This is a genomic window from Vibrio mexicanus (assembly GCF_001012815.1).
Taxonomy (GTDB): Bacteria; Pseudomonadota; Gammaproteobacteria; order Enterobacterales; family Vibrionaceae; genus Vibrio; species Vibrio mexicanus.
In genome coordinates this window covers 1-16,626 of sequence record NZ_JYJP01000021.1, presented here as the reverse complement: position 1 = coordinate 16,626, position 16,626 = coordinate 1, and the positions used below count along the sequence as shown (strand labels likewise).

Annotated in this window: 14 protein-coding genes and 1 pseudogene; 7 read left to right on the top strand and 8 right to left on the bottom strand. The window is 45.0% G+C overall.

Annotation, left to right across the window (positions count from 1 at the left end; all coding sequences use genetic code 11):
- Positions 1 to 5: 5 nt before the first annotated feature.
- Positions 6 to 1,598, top strand: a complete 1,593-nt coding sequence (locus UA76_RS03780; protein ID WP_047043224.1) for a bacteriohemerythrin — start codon at positions 6 to 8, stop codon at positions 1,596 to 1,598.
- Between the two features lie 307 nt (positions 1,599 to 1,905).
- On the opposite strand, the gene UA76_RS03775 is transcribed toward UA76_RS03780, so the two are convergent.
- Complete coding sequence (locus tag UA76_RS03775) at positions 1,906 to 2,820, bottom strand: LysR family transcriptional regulator (protein WP_047043220.1); 915 nt, start codon at positions 2,818 to 2,820, stop codon at positions 1,906 to 1,908.
- A gap of 118 nt (positions 2,821 to 2,938) precedes the next feature.
- On the opposite strand from UA76_RS03775, the gene UA76_RS03770 reads away from it, so the two are divergent.
- Together UA76_RS03770 and UA76_RS03765 are read left to right on the top strand one after the other, a co-directional pair.
- Positions 2,939 to 4,180 carry a DUF1254 domain-containing protein gene (locus tag UA76_RS03770; protein WP_047043217.1) on the top strand — a complete coding sequence of 414 codons (1,242 nt, stop codon included), beginning with the start codon at positions 2,939 to 2,941 and terminating at the stop codon, positions 4,178 to 4,180.
- Positions 4,168 to 4,362 (top strand): hypothetical protein, encoded by a 195-nt coding sequence (locus UA76_RS03765; protein WP_047043214.1) that lies wholly within the window; start codon positions 4,168 to 4,170, stop codon positions 4,360 to 4,362. The genes UA76_RS03770 and UA76_RS03765 overlap by 13 nt, the downstream gene beginning before the upstream one ends.
- Positions 4,363 to 4,906: 544 nt before the next feature.
- On the opposite strand, the gene UA76_RS03760 is transcribed toward UA76_RS03765, so the two are convergent.
- The 5 genes from UA76_RS03760 to UA76_RS03740 all read right to left on the bottom strand — a co-directional run bounded on the left by UA76_RS03760 (position 4,907) and on the right by UA76_RS03740 (position 11,348).
- Complete coding sequence (locus UA76_RS03760) at positions 4,907 to 5,116, bottom strand: cold-shock protein (protein WP_047043212.1); 210 nt, start codon at positions 5,114 to 5,116, stop codon at positions 4,907 to 4,909.
- Positions 5,117 to 5,509: 393 nt separating this feature from the next.
- A complete protein-coding gene (locus UA76_RS03755) occupies positions 5,510 to 7,216 on the bottom strand; it encodes a phospho-sugar mutase (protein WP_047043339.1) in 1,707 nt (568 codons plus the stop codon).
- A gap of 280 nt (positions 7,217 to 7,496) precedes the next feature.
- On the bottom strand, positions 7,497 to 8,183 hold the full coding sequence (locus tag UA76_RS03750) for a nitroreductase family protein (RefSeq protein WP_047043210.1): 687 nt from the start codon (positions 8,181 to 8,183) through the stop codon (positions 7,497 to 7,499).
- 121 nt (positions 8,184 to 8,304) lie between these two features.
- Positions 8,305 to 9,519, bottom strand: coding sequence for an EAL and HDOD domain-containing protein (locus UA76_RS03745; RefSeq protein ID WP_047043207.1), 1,215 nt, complete (start codon positions 9,517 to 9,519; stop codon positions 8,305 to 8,307).
- A 410-nt stretch (positions 9,520 to 9,929) separates the two neighbouring features.
- Positions 9,930 to 11,348, bottom strand: coding sequence for an SPFH domain-containing protein (locus UA76_RS03740; protein WP_047043204.1), 1,419 nt, complete (start codon positions 11,346 to 11,348; stop codon positions 9,930 to 9,932).
- Between the two features lie 305 nt (positions 11,349 to 11,653).
- Here UA76_RS03740 and UA76_RS03735 point away from each other — a divergent pair.
- Positions 11,654 to 11,907 (top strand): annotated as a pseudogene (locus UA76_RS03735) (TIGR03643 family protein).
- A gap of 72 nt (positions 11,908 to 11,979) precedes the next feature.
- On the opposite strand, the gene UA76_RS23580 reads toward UA76_RS03735, so the two are convergent.
- On the bottom strand, positions 11,980 to 12,156 hold the full coding sequence (locus UA76_RS23580) for a DUF6435 family protein (protein WP_157617554.1): 177 nt from the start codon (positions 12,154 to 12,156) through the stop codon (positions 11,980 to 11,982).
- 167 nt (positions 12,157 to 12,323) lie between these two features.
- Here UA76_RS23580 and UA76_RS03730 point away from each other — a divergent pair, with 167 nt between their 5' ends.
- Together UA76_RS03730 and UA76_RS03725 are read left to right on the top strand one after the other, a co-directional pair.
- Positions 12,324 to 13,622, top strand: a complete 1,299-nt coding sequence (locus tag UA76_RS03730; RefSeq protein WP_157617557.1) for an alpha/beta fold hydrolase — start codon at positions 12,324 to 12,326, stop codon at positions 13,620 to 13,622.
- Between the two features lie 39 nt (positions 13,623 to 13,661).
- Positions 13,662 to 14,078 (top strand): hypothetical protein, encoded by a 417-nt coding sequence (locus UA76_RS03725; RefSeq protein ID WP_238322166.1) that lies wholly within the window; start codon positions 13,662 to 13,664, stop codon positions 14,076 to 14,078.
- Positions 14,079 to 14,132: 54 nt separating this feature from the next.
- Here the strand turns inward: UA76_RS03725 and UA76_RS03720 are convergent, their stop codons facing one another.
- Positions 14,133 to 14,741 (bottom strand): alpha-ketoglutarate-dependent dioxygenase AlkB family protein, encoded by a 609-nt coding sequence (locus UA76_RS03720; protein WP_047043198.1) that lies wholly within the window; start codon positions 14,739 to 14,741, stop codon positions 14,133 to 14,135.
- A gap of 190 nt (positions 14,742 to 14,931) precedes the next feature.
- On the opposite strand from UA76_RS03720, the gene UA76_RS03715 reads away from it, so the two are divergent.
- A complete protein-coding gene (locus UA76_RS03715; RefSeq protein WP_047043196.1) occupies positions 14,932 to 16,494 on the top strand; it encodes a phospholipase D family protein in 1,563 nt (520 codons plus the stop codon).
- Positions 16,495 to 16,626: the final 132 nt, after the last annotated feature.

Below are 16,626 nucleotides of genomic sequence, written 5' to 3'. Positions count from 1 at the left end.
GGCGTATGTTTGGCAGTGTGATTGAAAAAGTGAGCACCTACTCGGGTGCAAAGTGGACACTATTATTGATTGGCCTTGCAAGCCCGTTGATAGTGAGTTTGGTTTACGAACAGTCGTGGATAAGCGTGGCGCTTTATCTGATCTATCAATTGATTGTGATCAGCTTACTGGTCGCCATCAACGATATGTTAAGACGCCTTCGAGATGCATCAGTGCACTTGTCGGAAGGCGATCTGACGGTTCGTATTAACAGTGACAGTTCGGTAGGCAAGCCTTTATACAAGACCTTTAATCGTATTGGTGAGGATGTCTCAAGAACCGTGAGTGCCTTGGGAAAATCCACCGCTCGTTTGCTTGAGGTGGCGAATCAAGTTCAGACCGACTCTGAACTATCACGTGAAGGTGCACTAGGGCAGAAAAGAGACGTTGATACTGCCAAGAACGCTATAGACCAGCTCACTAGCATCACCGAACAGGTCTCGCATAACTGTGAATCAACCGCTCAGCTCGCCTTTGAAGCCAAAGAAAAGGCCGCAAAAGGCATCGAAGATATGGTTAAGCTTGAAGAGTCCTTGGCCAATGCCAATCAACATATCGACAACTCAAACGAGCACTTCCAATCCTTGATGGAAGAGACCACTCAGATCAGCCAAGTGATGGAGACTATCAGCGGCATTGCAGAGCAAACCAATCTATTGGCACTCAATGCGGCAATAGAAAGTGCCCGAGCCGGAGAGCAAGGCCGCGGTTTTGCGGTAGTGGCTGATGAAGTGCGATCCCTTGCGATGCGAACCCAAGAAGCGACCGAAGAGATCCGAACAAAGATTAACAACCTTCAACTTAAAACCGACGATGTGCTACAAACCATGCAAGAGAATAAATCCAGTATGGAAGAGTCCCTCAATATCGCATCGGAAGCTGAGCTCTCTTTTAAAGCGTTGAGTGAGCAAATTGAAGAGCTAAGTTTGAATGGTCAAAACATTGCGAGCTCTTCCGAGCAGCAATTGTCACAAACCGAAGAGCTCAATCGCTGTTTGCATTTGGTTGCGGAAGAGTCCGATAACAATGTAAGAGCGACGCAAGAAACTCTGATTGCCAGTATAACCGTACGAAACCTATCGGGAGAGATTGATTCGTTACTGCACCGATTTGCTCTCGATGAAAACCAAGTCACGGCTGAAGAGAAGAAACGTGACAAATTGATGGAGTGGAGTTCGGAGTTAGACATCGGTTTAGCTGAAATTAATCGTCAGCACCAAACCTTGCTTCATTTAATCAATGAACTTAATCATTTACTCAAACACAACTACGGCCTCGCTTCGGTGAAACGAGTGGTTCAAGGTTTGATTGGCTACACCGCTAACCATTTCAAGTATGAAGAGATCTTGTTTGAGCAAGTGGGCTATTCTGGCACCAAGGCCCACATTGAAAAACACAACAACTTGGTTGGGCAAGTGCTTGAGTTTCAAAAACGAGTTGAATCGGGCGAAGATATTGGCGAAGAGCTGCTGTCGTTTCTAAAAGATTGGCTCAGAACCCACATCATGTCTGAAGACAAAGCGTATTCGAAAACCTTTATTGATAACGGATTGGGCTAATGACTACTAGAGCATAGGATGCTTTTCGAACTAGGTTTTAGAAGTACGTATGGTGTGGATACTCGAAACACTTAGCTAAGTAATCTATGAGCACAACAATCTTTTTATTATTCGGCAAATCTTGATGACAAGTGAGAGAGCCTGCCAAGCTCGGGATTGAGACTCCACAGCCTAAGCTGATGATAGATATTGAAGTTTGTCCAACATGCTGCTCGGGATCGCTCAAGTCGGTCCATATTACTATGTTTATGCGATCTGTTTACCACGATATTGGACATACAATGTAGGGAAATAAGTGAAGATGAATCTATGGCTTATCTTCATTCAATGACGACTTTTCCTTCATGATCGTGAGAACAGTATCAAGGAGCAGTTTTTGTAAAGGCGCGTCACGATCGCTTAAATTCATACAGCAAGTCAGCTTTATCGGCAGTCGAGCAAATGAGGGTAAGAGCACCTCTTGCATCGAGTCCAAAATGCAATGCTGCGAGTAGGCAGCAGCAAACTCGCCTTGCTGGAGAAGGTCAATACAGATGTTGATATCATCAACAACAAATGGGGCTGAAATTTTGATGTCCTGCTGGGCGAGTAGTGCTTGAATTTTGAACTGGTCATCGTTCCAGCTGGGAGTTCGAGTCATGATAAATGACCAATTTTTCACGGTTTCCCAAGTGGCATCACGGTGTTTTTGGGAAACAACCAGCGTGAGCTCATCATTGATGATCGGTCGTTGATAAATATTAGAGGGTAACGCTTCGTTGAAGGCATAAACACCCAACTGGATGTCATTGTTGATGATTTTCTCGGGGCTGCTGTTGTTCCATATGCTCAGCTCAATTTGGGTATTGGGAAACAGTTGGTTGAGCTTGGCAAGGATCCGTGCGCCGTATTTTTGCATCGGTTGGGCCAACATTGCAATATGAATCGGGTGCGTATGTTGTTTAGGGTCAAAGCTTTCCAAGTCCAGAGCATTTTCAACGTGAATAAGGGCGGATTTGAGCTGAGGGTAAATCGACTTTGTGTAATGCGTGGGTACTAACCCTTCCGCTGTTCGAACAAACAGTGTTTGCCCGAGTTCTTCACTGGCCTTTGCCAGCGATTTACTGATTGCACTTTCACTCCGATTGAATTTACGTCCTACCGCTTTGAGTGATTTCATTTCGCACATGATTAAAACAATACGTAGCAAGTTTAAATCAATATCAATTTTCCTTTTCTTCAAGTCTATATTTCCTCACTTTCATTTTATTCTGAGTATAGTGCATTTATCGAATCGCAGCGGGTACTTCATTCGCTAGATTCATGACTAATTTAACCATTAAGAATTTAGAGTGACTACCATGAAAAAGACGATTATTTCAGCGGCTATTGCAGCGCTTTCATTTAACGCTATCGCAGCAGACATCCCTGCCGGCTACCCTGTGCAAGATACACAAGCTGTCTATGCTCAAATGGACCGTGAAAACTTAACACGTGCGTTTGTTGACCTACAACCGGAAGCTGCATTCATGGCGCTCTATGATTCATATCTTGGCGCGGGTTCGACTGAACAAAATATCGGTATCATGGAAACGTCCGTTGACTCACGTCAAATCGTACTAACGGCAAATTCTGAAACTATCTACGCAGTACACCCAGTAAACCTAGCCGCACAGGGCGGAGCGGTTGTGCTCGAAGTACCGGCTGGCGTGATGGGCATGGCCAATGGTCCGGGTTGGACATCATTTGCTGACTTTGGTCTGACTGGCCCAGATCGCGGCCAAGGTGGTACATATCTGCTAACGGGTCCGGGCTGGGACGGCGAGGTACCTGAAGAGATGATTCATGCACCATCACCAACCAATACCATCGTTTGGCTCATCCGAGGGTTCCAGGGTGAAGAAGGCATGCCAGGAGCAGTGCGTGATCTTCAACAAGGCATTCGTACATACTCATTAGACGATGCGGCTAATCCACCTGCGACGACGTTCTATAATACATCAGCGCCGGTCTATGAAGATGGTGGTTACCAAGACATGCTGTTCGATCGTGACGACATTACGCGTTTGGTTAAAATGTACTACGAGTTAAACGGTTACGGTGAAGAGAAGCACAGCTATAACACCGCTCACCTATATCACGCTGGATTTTTTGATGGCACAGCCGATGAGGATATGGTTAACGAAGCAGTAGATACTGCTTGGGAGCGCATCCTAACCATGACGTTTACTAACCGTGAGCAAAACGCCTACAAGTGGGAAGATAGCAACTGGGCGCTTCCGAACACGTCAAAAGATGAAAACTGGACGCACCGTACATTTGACATGGTTGATCCCGTAGCGCAGATCACTTGGGCACACCAAGCAACATTTACATCGGCAGCGATGGCGAATCCTCCAAAAGGGGCAGGTGCCGTTTACGTTGCAGCGTACAAGGACTCAAACGATGAGTTTCTAAATGGTTCACACTGTTACCAATTGGATATTCCAGCAGAAGTCCCTTATAAGAACTTCTGGTCGATAGTCACTTACAATGCGCCAGATCGCTCAATGGTTCAGAACGACCACTTTCATTGGGGGTTAACAGCTTTATGGAAGATTTAGTACAAAATGATGACGGTACTTACACCATTATTTGGGGCCCAAACGTTGATAACGTGGCGAACGCTATTCAAACCAATGAAGGCGAAGGTTTCTTCCCGTTCTTCAGAATCTATGGTGCAACGGACACTTGGTATGATCACTCTTGGGTGATGCCAAACATTGAAAAAGTAGAGTGTAACTAAGGTGTTATGGTAGCTCCTTTTTCATGTAAGACGGAGAAGGGGCACAATAAGAATAAGGTCGGAGCTCTGTTTAGTCAGAGACTCTGGCCTAGAGTATTTGATGTGATTCAAGTGCGCGAGTTCTTTGGTTTGATTTTCCATTTTTGAGTTTGAACCAAATTTTCTTTCTACCATTAGATCTCAAAATAACTCCTCCAATACAACGCCACTCTGGCCGCTCGATATTCTTTGAAGTAACTGATCTACCGGCTTATTTTTGTGCATGGAAGATTTGACGTTTGTAGTGCTCTTGCTGTTCTGAGTGAAAACGATTTTATTCGATGTTTTATTAGACATATTATGCCCCTTGTTAGTTATTTTAATTAAGGTGCACTGTACATAGACATTATTTATAGGATAGAGAATGAAGAGGTATTACAGAGAGAAACTTGCTAGGGATGACGCTGGATAACTTACTTTATAATTTTATCTTGAAACAACTCTTTGTCAGAGCAACTTCCTTATCACATGCATGATAAGGAAGTAAAATTTTTAAAATGTAAGACTACAATGGTGTTACATTTTCAGCTTGAAGACCTTTAGGTCCTTTGCCTACAGTGAAGGAAACTTTCTCTCCTTCAACAAGCTTTTTAAAGCCATCGCCAACGATGCTTCTGAAGTGAACGAATAGGTCGTCACCGTTGTCTTGAGAAATAAATCCGAAACCTTTAGTTTCGTTGAACCACTTTACTGTGCCAGTTACTTGATTAGACATACTATGCCCCTTATATAAATTTAAATTAAGGTGCACTGACTATAAGTATCATTTTGGGATAGAGAATTAAGGGAAATTACAGAGAAAAACTTGCTAGGGATGACGCTGGAAAACTTACTTTAATATGTTTATCTTGAAACAACTCTTTGTCAGAGCAAGGGCAACTATACAGGTTTAAATAATTAAAGATAGGTTAAGTTGTATTTATTTTACTAGTGATGAATGGTGTACGCTTCGCGCCTGCGAGATATGAACCGACTTTTCAACATGGTAACCGGTTAGCTTTTCATGGCTCACCTAGTGCGACATAAGGCACCGAAAAGTAGGAGAATGAAGTGCGAAAGTATAAATCCGCCTTTAAGAAAGCGGACTTATACTTCACTAATGAGTGAATTAAAGGCTGGCTTGATGATCTTTAATCAGCTTCGCCATGGCATCGTCGGCTTGTTTCTGTGCCGATGCAAACGTATCTTGTTGCTCAAACGCTTCAATCACTTCGTAGTAACACTTGAGTTTAGGCTCAGTGCCAGATGGCCTTACGATCACTCTTGCATCACCTTCGAGACGGTAGATCAGCACATCACTTGATGGCAGAGCAATCGCATCGGTTCGGCCTGTGGTCATATCGAATCTAAGTCCTGCTTTGAGATCTTCGATAACTTTAACTTTGCGCCCGCCAATCTCTTTAGGCGGTTTCGCTCTGAGCTGATCTCCAACGGGTGGGGAATCTGGCGATAGGGCAATGCTGCGTTGTGCATTCACGTACATGCCATGTTCGCGATAGAGTGACTCAAGTTTGTCCCAGATGGTTTGCCCTTTGCTATAAATCTCAGCAGCAAGCTGAGCAAAAGCGACCATGGCCGATAGGCCATCTTTATCCCAAACTGCATTACCAACCGTGTAACCTAGCGCTTCTTCATAGGCAAACAAGAAAGGCGTTTCTTCGGTTTGCTCGTTCATTGCGATGTTGGTAAGCCATTTAAAGCCCGTTAATGTTTGGTAGTAAGTGGCTCCGTGAACTTTCGCAATTCGGCTGAGTAGGCTAGAGGAAACAATGGTGTTACCGACCAATTTCGGTTTACCACCACTTTGTTCAAGCAAATACTGACCGAACAGCGCACCCACTTGATCCCCGGTTAACATGCGATAGCCTCCTTCAGGAAGCCTTACCGCAACGGCAAAGCGATCCGCGTCAGGGTCGTTGGCACACGCCAACTGGGCACCAACCGATTCGGCTAAAGCAGTGACCATATCCATTGCGCCCGCTTCTTCAGGGTTTGGAAAGTTAACGGTAGGGAACGTGCCATCAGGTTCATGCTGCTCCTTGACACTGTGGAAGTGTTTAAAGCCCGCATCACTAAGTAATGTTTCAGCCATTTGCCCGCCAACGCCGTGCATTGCCGTGTACGCAATAGTGATGGCACTTGGATCGGTATGATTCGATAGCAGAGAGCTTTGATTCATGGTTTCGCGGTAGGCTTGGTAGTAATCGGCTTCGAGCCATTCTAAAAGCTGCTTTGAATGCGCGTCGTCCAGAGACATCAGCGGAATAGGTTTACTTGCGGCGACATCAATGGCACCCGCGATACCTAAATCATGCGGTGGAATGATTTGCGCGCCATTCTCCCAGTAAACCTTAAAGCCGTTGTATTCTGGTGGGTTATGACTGGCAGTCACTACTACAGCAGCGGCAGCGTTGAACTTCTCGATTCCGAAAGCCACCACGGGTGTTGGCGCAACTTGGTAAGTGAGATAAACCTTAATGCCTAAGGCTGTCAGCACCGATGTCGTATCGTGAGCGAACTGCTTAGAATCAGGGCGGCCATCGTAACCAATCACCACGCCGCGTTCACGTGCGTTGCTGACGGTATCGATAAGGTAGTGGCCTAATCCTGTCGCTGTCTCTTGAATGACCAAGCGATTCATTCGGTTGTAGCCGCAGCCCACTTTGCCACGCAGGCCCGCAGTACCAAACTCCAAGCGAGTTTTGAATCTGTCTTCCAGTTCAGACTGTTGATTTTCGTCGACGAGTTTTTGTAACTCTTCTCGTGTCCGTGGGTCGGGGTCGCGTTCCAACCATTGTTGTAGAAGTTCCTTCATCGTCATTACCTGTATCGTGTTCTTTCAATACTAAAATAATAATTGATAACTATTATCATTTGCGAGAGCGCAATCGCTAAAATTGAGCAAAGTTGTAGTGATTTGGGTCTCGCAACGTCCCTGCTTAGGCGATTAGATTTAAAATCGTATCGTGTTGTTATTATTGTAGCTCTTAGAGAACAAACACTGGCGTGTATCGAGCATGTATAGGGTGCCGAAAACAAAAAGCTGGCGATGAGCCAGCTTTTCTTTCCAACTTTTGTGCGTTGGTTTCCCAATACTAATCTTCCAGAAAAGTGGCGATCTCTTCGAGTGACTTTTTACACATTGCATGTTCTGGAATGGTCGCGTCTTCTGCTGGGTAGCCAGTGACGATCAGCATATAAGGGCGGTCGATACTGTTGTCTCTGCCGCATATCTTACTTAGAAAGCTCATGGGTTTTGGTGTATGTGTCAGCGTCCCTAGGCCGGCATTGTGAAGGGCTTGAATCAAAAAGCCTGTCGCGATGCCCACAGACTCATGAACATAATAGTTGGTTTGCTCGCCATCATTGCTTAAGCCCCCTTTTTTCTGCGAGAACACAGCAATCAGCCAAGGGGCTTTTTCTAGATAAGGTTTATTGGCTCCGGTGCCGAGCGGCTTTAATGCATCTAACCACTCCTGACCAGCACGCCCTTCATAAAAAGAGCGCTCCAACTCTTCAGCCGCTTCACGAATTTGTCCTTTGACTTCTGCACTGTTAATGGCGACAAAATGCCAAGGTTGGTGGTTAGCCCCGCTGGGCGCTGTGCCTGCCGCGCGAATACAGTTTTCAATGACTTCTTTGGCAACAGGGCGATCGGAAAAGCTGCGAATGGAGTGGCGACGCTTTAAATGCGCAAAGTTCTCGGCAGAGCGAGTCGCCATCTCTTGAGGTGGGTACTCAATGAAATCCGTTAGAGGGTGATGCTGATCTTCTACCGCCATAGTGCTTCCTTGTCTTGTCGATATGGAAAAACCACTATAATCACTCCCTCAGTTTGAGCCTATTTATCCACCAAAAATCAGTATGATACTAAGAGGTAGCGCAAATAATTGTCCTTGAAAATCATTCGCTACTTTTTGCCTTGCTTTTTGGCTTTCCCCAATTCAAAGATTCAGTGAAACATTCACTCGATATCTGCGGACAAACTTCTAATTCTTTGTTCAATTGGGTAATTGATGGCCATTCCGCTTTTTCATAGGCTTCTACTAAGCTCAGCATATTTCCGAGTACTCCATCCCGCTCTAGGATAGCGCTACTGACTGCAGGACTTATTTTGATTGAGGCGAAGATAGTTTCAAAGCTGACTTTAAACATGGTATCTAACAGAGAGAAAAGCCCCACTAAATAAGCATCCGTACGGCCTATTTTTAAATGCTCTGCGACTAGTGAACAGAAATAAGCTCTCTGAATTGCCATGAGGTAAATCGGTTTAGGTTCGTTGCTTTTGTCAGCTGAAAGTGCAATGAGTGAGACAAACAACCGAATTTTGTCTTCGCCTAAATAGACAAGTGCTTGCCTAAATGAGCGGATCTCAACGCTCAAATTAGAAGAGTTAACGTAGCGAAACAGTTTAAAGGAAAGTGCAACATCTGATGCAAAAAGGCTCTCTAAGCGTTTGATTTCAAGCTCTTCTTTGGCTACCTCTTGGCAAAGTTTTAGAATAGATAACTGAGAGGCGCTGATCGCTTTTTGCTGGATGACTTCTGGTTTAGAAAAGTAATAACCTTGAAAATAGTGAAACCCTATCTCTTTGCATTTTAGATAATCTTCGCGTGACTCTACTCGCTCAGCGACGAATGAGATTTTGTGGCTGAGCTTTTTGATCAAATTGGCTGTTTTGTTCAAAGGAACTACGGTGATATCAAATTTGATGATATCGACAAAAGGGAGAAAGCGTCGCCAAGCAGGTGTGGGCATGAAGTCATCCAACGCAATTTTGTAACCAAGCCCTTTGAGCTCTTTCAGAGCGCAAAGGAGCTCATCGGTAGGCTCGCATGCTTCCAATACTTCTACCACTATCTTGTGCTTAGGTAATAGAGAAGGGATGAGCCTCACAAGACTATTGTATGGGAAGTTAATAAACCCTAGCTTATCTTGGAGTACACGCTCGCAGCTATCACTGTTGAAGTACACACTCGTTAAGACTTTCGAAGTTGCTAAATCAGGGTCAACATCTGGAAATTGGTTATCATTCCCCTCGCGAAACAGTAATTCGTAGCCGATCAAGCTGCCTTTGCTATCGAGAATAGGTTGCCTTGCTATAAATGATTTTTCCATGATGAACTTTGCTGCCTTTTGTATTTATTTGGTAAATACTAATGTCTTTATTGTCATTTTTATTAATAGTTGTTTCGTTTTATTACGGAAATGCGAATGATTCACCCTCTCATTAATGATTTGTAACAAATGCACGCTGGTATGACCAGATTTTATGTGGATTGTTGTGCAGGATATACGTAAAAGCAGGGATTATAGAGAGCTTGTATGGATGAAAATTCTGAAAATTTCACCAGGAAAATAAGTTGCTGTGCAGAATGTGACACAAAGGCAGGTCGAACTGATTAATGATGTCTGTGTTGCTGCCTAAAAAATGGAATGACAATGCGCTTGTGAGAGTAAAAAGGCTGGTGATGAACACCAGCCTTCGATTGATGTGTAGATTGGTGCCCTAAGGGATAGGTAAAAGACTATTTTTTACGCTCTTGGGTTTGAGTGATTTTCTTGGTTTGATCCATTAAGCCCAATGCCCCAAATCCTGTAATTACGTCTAGGTTGGTATGCAAACCTGATGCATCGCTACCACCTATGTAGTTTTGTGGCATTTGAACTTTGAAGTTCTTCAGGTTCTTATACAGCGCATTAGCAACGTCGCGGTTAAGCTCTGCTAGGTAAACCTCGTGGTTTGCACCCAGTGCCGCGTACTTAGCATTCAATACTTCGGCTTCGGCGCGGCCTTTTTCCAAAATGGCTTTTGCTTCGAATTCGGCTGAAAGCGCATTGGCTTTTTGGATGGCAAGGTTAGCTTCGGCAATCGCAAGTTCTTTCTCTTTTTCAACCTCTGCCAATCGCTTGGTCTTTTCGACTTCCACGATTTCGCGCTCAGCGATTTGGCGTGCAACTTCTACCTCTTTTTGCTGAGCAATAATGGCGAGCTCTTTCTTACGCTGCGCATCTTGAACTTCACGAGTACGTTGGATCTCTTTGCGTAACTGTTCGGTTTCAGCTTGTGCCTTCGAGGTCTCTTGCTCTTGAATTGCTCGGATACGGTCTGCCACCAGACGCTTTTTATCCGCCAGTAGCTGATCGAGTTGTTTCTCTGGTTGAGGGTCGCCAATGGTGACCTGAGTAACCTGAATACCGTATTGCTGAAGTGGGTTGTCTTGGCGGATCGGTTGACCCGTATTGTCTACCACGGGGACGGTTTTCCATACCAATTGATTGGTGCGCTGGAGTTGATTCGCATTGGCTTGGTTTGCGCCAACGGGCGCTAGATCAAGCTGCTCCACTTCCACCTGACGGCGCTCGGTAAGGTAAATACCTTCACGAAGCTGGTCGCCAAGCTTGGATTTGAACTGGTTCAACCCACCTTGGAAGAACTCTTCCCCCGTGTATTGGGTGGCGGTAATTACGGTCACGTTACGTGCGTTCTTCACCAAAAGAGCATCAATCAAGTTACTGTTATTTCGAAACTCTTTGTGCATCTTCTTCATCGCCTCAGGGTCATTACTGAGTTTGAACCGGTAAGTGACGGGAATTTCACCAATGTAGGTGTCGGCAAATCTTACTTGTACGGCATCTAAACGCTGGTAAAAATCTTCCCCAGCATTATTGCCAAATGATACGGTGATGACCTGATCGTACTTGGTGAGTTTTGATAAAAATGGCATTCGAAAGTGAATGCCTGGCTCAGTAAAAACGTCTAGTTCGCCGGTAATGTTGTTCTGATGCACATAGCTATAACCCGCATCTGTCATGATCACAGAGCTGTTAATGGTTAAGCCAATCCCTAGCAGGGGTAAACCAAAAACCGCCCCTTTAATAATCTTATGAAGTAAATTACGTCTCTCTTCCACTTTCAAACTCTGTCCTAAGCCTCTACCTTGCATGTTGTCTCCTTGATTGAATTTTCATCGAGTTAAATGAGGTTGCCAAATATGCAACTCGTTGAAAATCATCAAACAATGTATCAAATTGTTTCCTAGATAAATATTTGAAAGATGGGAGAATAAGTGCGCATTTTAGTTTCATAAGGTTTGCATAGTAATTTTGCGGGGGACTTCGCCTGTTACGCTTCATGATTTGCTGAATTTGCACTGTAAATTGCCTTTGCGAATGAACGAATCACAATCAACCTGCGTATCTATTGGACTGTTTTCTAGGGCTTTACTTAGTGTAGAGAGGTATTGAAAAGATGGCCTATGATAAAGAAGAGAATGAGTCACGAATTGTTGAGATGGCGTGGAGGATAGAACACCTTTTGAAGCGATTGAGCTGCAGTTCGGTATGAGTGAGCCAGAAGTCATCCGATTTATGCGCCAGCAATTAAAACCGAGCAGCTTTCGAATCTGGCGAGCTAGGGTCTCTGGGCGCAAAACTAAACACGAGAAGTTACGCAGCCCAGGTATCAGTAGAGGTTACTGCCCAACTCAATACAAGCATCGCTGAGAAAGCATCATTGTAGTGCAGTTATGAATGGGCTTAAGTAGCTAGGCTGGGGGAGGGGTGAAACAGTGAATATTAGCGCTCGGACGAGTGAATTTTTTTGATTTCGGCGAATACGTCTTCTGCTTCAGCAGTGAGTAAAGAGTAGGTTTTGATATCGCCACGTCGTTGTGCTTGCATTGCTTGTTCTAGTAATGTCGAGTGTTTTTTCTTGAGTTTCTTGGTCGGGTTTCTACGAAAAAGTGAGAACATAATGGGCTCCGTTTCAGTTAGTACTTTATTAGTTCCCAGATTAATACGCAGGCAGGTTGTGTTTGGCTCATTCAAGTCCACAACTAAGAGATAGCGCGTATTGGTTGTGACACGAGAACAAGCTACTATGACCGCTTCAGTCAGCTACAGATGCAATAACAACAATGATCAAAGCACAATCCTTTGTCGAAGCGGGAGTGAAATACACGCCGCACTATTTTCAAGTTCCTCTTAATTACAACGCGCCTAAATCAGATTCCATTGAGGTATTCGCTCGCGAGCTTTCCTTGGTAAGCGATGGTGATGTTCAAAAGCCTTGGCTTGTGTATTTTCAAGGAGGCCCTGGCTTTCCATCTCCAAGGCAAAATGGCACCAATGGTTGGGTAAAGCGCGCACTTCAAGAGTTTCGAGTATTACTGCTGGACCAGCGCGGTACAGGTAACAGCTCAGTCATTAGCGAGCAAACCTTAGCGCATCTTTCACCTCAGCAACAGGCCGATTACCTAGTGCATTTTCGCGCCGATAACATAGTTCGAGATGCCGAATTTATCCGTGAGAAACTGGGTGTAGATAAGTGGTCAATCCTAGGTCAGAGCTTTGGTGGTTTCTGCTCGTTAACCTATTTGTCTCTGTTTCCACAAAGCTTAACGGCCAGCTATATCACAGGTGGTGTGCCGTCTATCTCTCGTCACCCTGACGATGTGTATGAGGCAACCTTCAAGCGCACAATGGATAAGAACCAAGCCTTTTTTGAGCAGTTCCCGAATGCGCAAACCATGTGTAAAAACATTGCTGACCACCTAATGGAAGTAGAAGAAGTACTACCGAATGGCCAGCATTTCACTGTCGAGCAGTTTCAGCAAATCGGCATTAACTTTGGCGTCAGTGATTCCTTTTTACCGACCTACTATGCGCTAGAAAACGCGTTCATCGAGATTAATGGCGTGCGTCGGCTGCGTTATGAATTTCTCAATAGCATGCTGATGGATCAAAATTTCCAAACTAACCCTATCTATGCGCTGCTTCATGAGTCCATCTACTGTCAAGGTTTCGCCTCTAATTGGAGTGCGCATCGAGTACGCCAAAATCGAGATGAGTTTAACTACTCGAAAGGAAAAGCGTTTTACTTTACTGGTGAGATGGTTTTCCCATGGATGTTTGATCAATACATAAGCCTACAACCCCTTAAGCAAGCCGCTGAGCTGCTCGCAGAAAGATCCGATTGGCCAGTGCTGTATAGTGCAGATGTGCTGGCAAAGAATATCGTACCTGTGAGCTGCGCAGTGTACGCCGATGATATGTTTGTGGAAATGGATATTAGCCGTGAGACGCTCGCGCTGATGCCCAATGCCAAAGCGTGGATCACCAATGAGTATGAACATAACGGGCTGCGAGTAGATGGGGAGCGAATTCTCGACAAATTGATTGAAATGGGTAAGCAGACGGCGGCTAACTTAGCTCAATAGCAGCTCGATTCTCATGTATATCGAAAAGGTGAAAGAAGATTGAAACAACTAGTAATGGCAGTAGCAGTAGTGTTTGTGGTCGGGTGTGCGTATTCCCCGAGTCACGTCAGTGAGCAGACACTTGAAGCAAGAAATAATCTAAAAGATTACGCGCTAGTCAGTTGCCTTGTTGCTGTGGATCCTGATAGCGAGTTGGCTGAGGATTTGAAGTTCACTAAACGATCGCTGTCATTCATGGGCAGAGGTAACTACAGGATTGTTCAAAACGAAGAAACGTTTGAAACAAAGCATGATCCTTACACTGAATCGGTAAATTTTCTGATGGATGAGGCAAATCGCTCGATTGGGTACATGAAAGATGGCTCATCATCCAAGACTTATGGTTGTTTTAAGGCTGCTAGATCTCATGGATTTGAAGAGTTTATTGCAAGCCAATACGAGTTTATAGGCGACTAATTCTGGTGCTGGTGACGGGCTTGGCATACTAGAGTATGTTTCCTTAAATTGAACCTATTTCTCAAACACATACCTAAAGGTGAGATTAATTCTCTCACCTTTCGGCTTTTTCGTTTTAGGTACCGTGTGCTGCCAGTGCTTTTGCATGTCACCCGCCATTACCAATAAGCTGCCTGGTGTGAGTTCTAAAGAGATTTTCTGACCACTCTGTTTGTGTTTAAGGTGAAACGTGCGTGTTTCGCCAAAGCTCATAGAAGCAATAATCGGTTGTGTTCCCAATTCAGGCTCGTCGTCGCTGTGCCAACCGTTTGAGTCGCTTCCATCGCGGTATAGGTTTGCCAATACCGAATTTAACGGCGCATTCGCCACTTGTTCACATTGGATTTTTAGATTCAGCAGTTCGTCAAACCATGGTTCAGGTTGCATGGTGAGGTTGGAATAGCAGTAAGGGGCATCCCCATACCAAGCCTGTAAGCGAGGAATCGGCAGAGTTTTACCAAAGAGGGTAATTTGGTCATGACGCCATTTGATTTGTTGCCTGAGCGAGTCGAAATGCTGCTCGGCCTCGTAACGCGGCATAAAGTTCGGTGCCCAGAACAGCTCGCCGTTGGGTAGTGAAGTCCACTGGTTTTCATTGACGGTGAAATCAGATTTGATTGGCATCTGGCGTTTTTCTCTAACGAAATTCTGTTGCCATTCTCATTAAACGAAGCCTATTTAGCAATCAATTGAAATGAATTCTAAGATTCATGACTCGGACTGGTCTTATTCTTTGATATACTGCCGTTATAATTAAACACTGTTCGATAGATGAGGAAGCATCTGTTGTTCATCATTTAGGGATACTTTGTTCATGGTTTCGATTTCACGTATTGCGCTGTCAGTGCTGCTCGCCTTCTCCGTTGGTGGATGTTCTTTTCTGCCCGAAGAAATCTTGCACGACTCGGCGTCAAATGAGCAAGCTACGTCAACGCAGGACGCTTTATCTAACAAAGAAAGTCAAACGGCGTTGAGCGAACTTGCCCATTTAAACTGGCAGCAACATCAAGTTGAGCAAAGCTCCGTACAGATTCAAGATTCAGGCTGGGATGCACTTGCACAGCGCTTGGCTCTAATTGAAACCGCGCAGAAAAGCATTGATATTCAATACTATATTTGGAACTCGGATCATTCTGGGCACTACTTGGCGAAACGTCTGCTAGCGGCTGCTGACAGAGGCGTGCATGTGAGAGTGATGCTCGATGACATCAACCTGAACGAACGTGAAGACCTGCTCACTGCCCTTGATTCTCACCCCAATGCTGAAATTCGAATTTTTAACCCCACACCAAGCCGAAGTGGTGTAAGCAAATGGTTGAGCTTTTTAGGCGACTTCTCACGCTTAAATCGACGCATGCACAATAAGTCGTTTACGGTAGACGGCGCGTTCTCGGTCGTTGGTGGTCGAAATATTGGTGATGAGTATTTTGATTTGTCTGATGAAATTAACTTCCGAGATCGTGACGTATTGGTGGCTGGTGCAGTCGTCGAACAGATTTCAGATAACTTCGATAAGTACTGGGATAGCCGCTGGTCTTACCCAGTCACCTTACTAGGCGGCGAGGCCATTGATTATGTTGACATGATCAATGCTGTGGAAGCGCCAGCGTACGCCAATTATCCTGCGCTTCCGGCTAATACGGAGCAAGCCAAACAGCTGCTTGGTAATGTGACCCAACAAATGAAATGGGTGGATGCTTACTTTGTGTCTGATGAACCCGTACCCGAAGATGAAGGCAATACCGATGTGCCAAAACAGACCGCGGTGTTGCTGGCTAAATTAGCGCAGCAGTCTCAGCAGGAAGTGTTGTTGGAGTCGGCCTACTTGGTGTTTGATGATCGCCAGTTAGCGGCATGGCAAGATTTGGTGGAAGAGGGGGTTGTAGTAAAAGCCTTTACTAACTCGATGGAATCCAACGATCTGGTGACTAACCACTCTGCCTACGCTGGCCGCCGCAAAGACATGCTTGAGCATGGAATCGAGTTGTTTGAGCTCAAGCCAGATTCCGATCTATGCCAAGAGTCCACCAAAGACGAATCTAAGTGTGCCCCTGCAGTGCCGTATGGGCTGCACTCGAAGTCAGCGGTCTTTGATCGCAAAGTAGCAACTATAGGATCGTTCAATTTCAACCTACGTTCAACGTACCTCAATACCGAATCTGTGTTGGTGATTGAAGACGAGGAGATCGCCGCGAGTTTAGCCGATGATATTGATGAGGTGATTAACGAAGAGCACAGTTGGCACCTAGAATTGGTTGAAGGCAAGGTGCGCTGGTATTCGGAAGGGGAGAGCTGGACGACAGAACCTGAAGTAGGTCGTTGGCAGCGTTTTCAGTCTCGTTTCTATCAATTACTACCGATTGAGAAGTATCTGTAATTGAGAGAAATGAGTCGCCTTACCAACTACTCATTGAGATTAAACAGAATAAGTAACGGGGCAAATAATTTGGCCCCGTTTCTTTGATATAACAAGGATAGAGCTTACTCACTCAACTCATTTATTTACTCA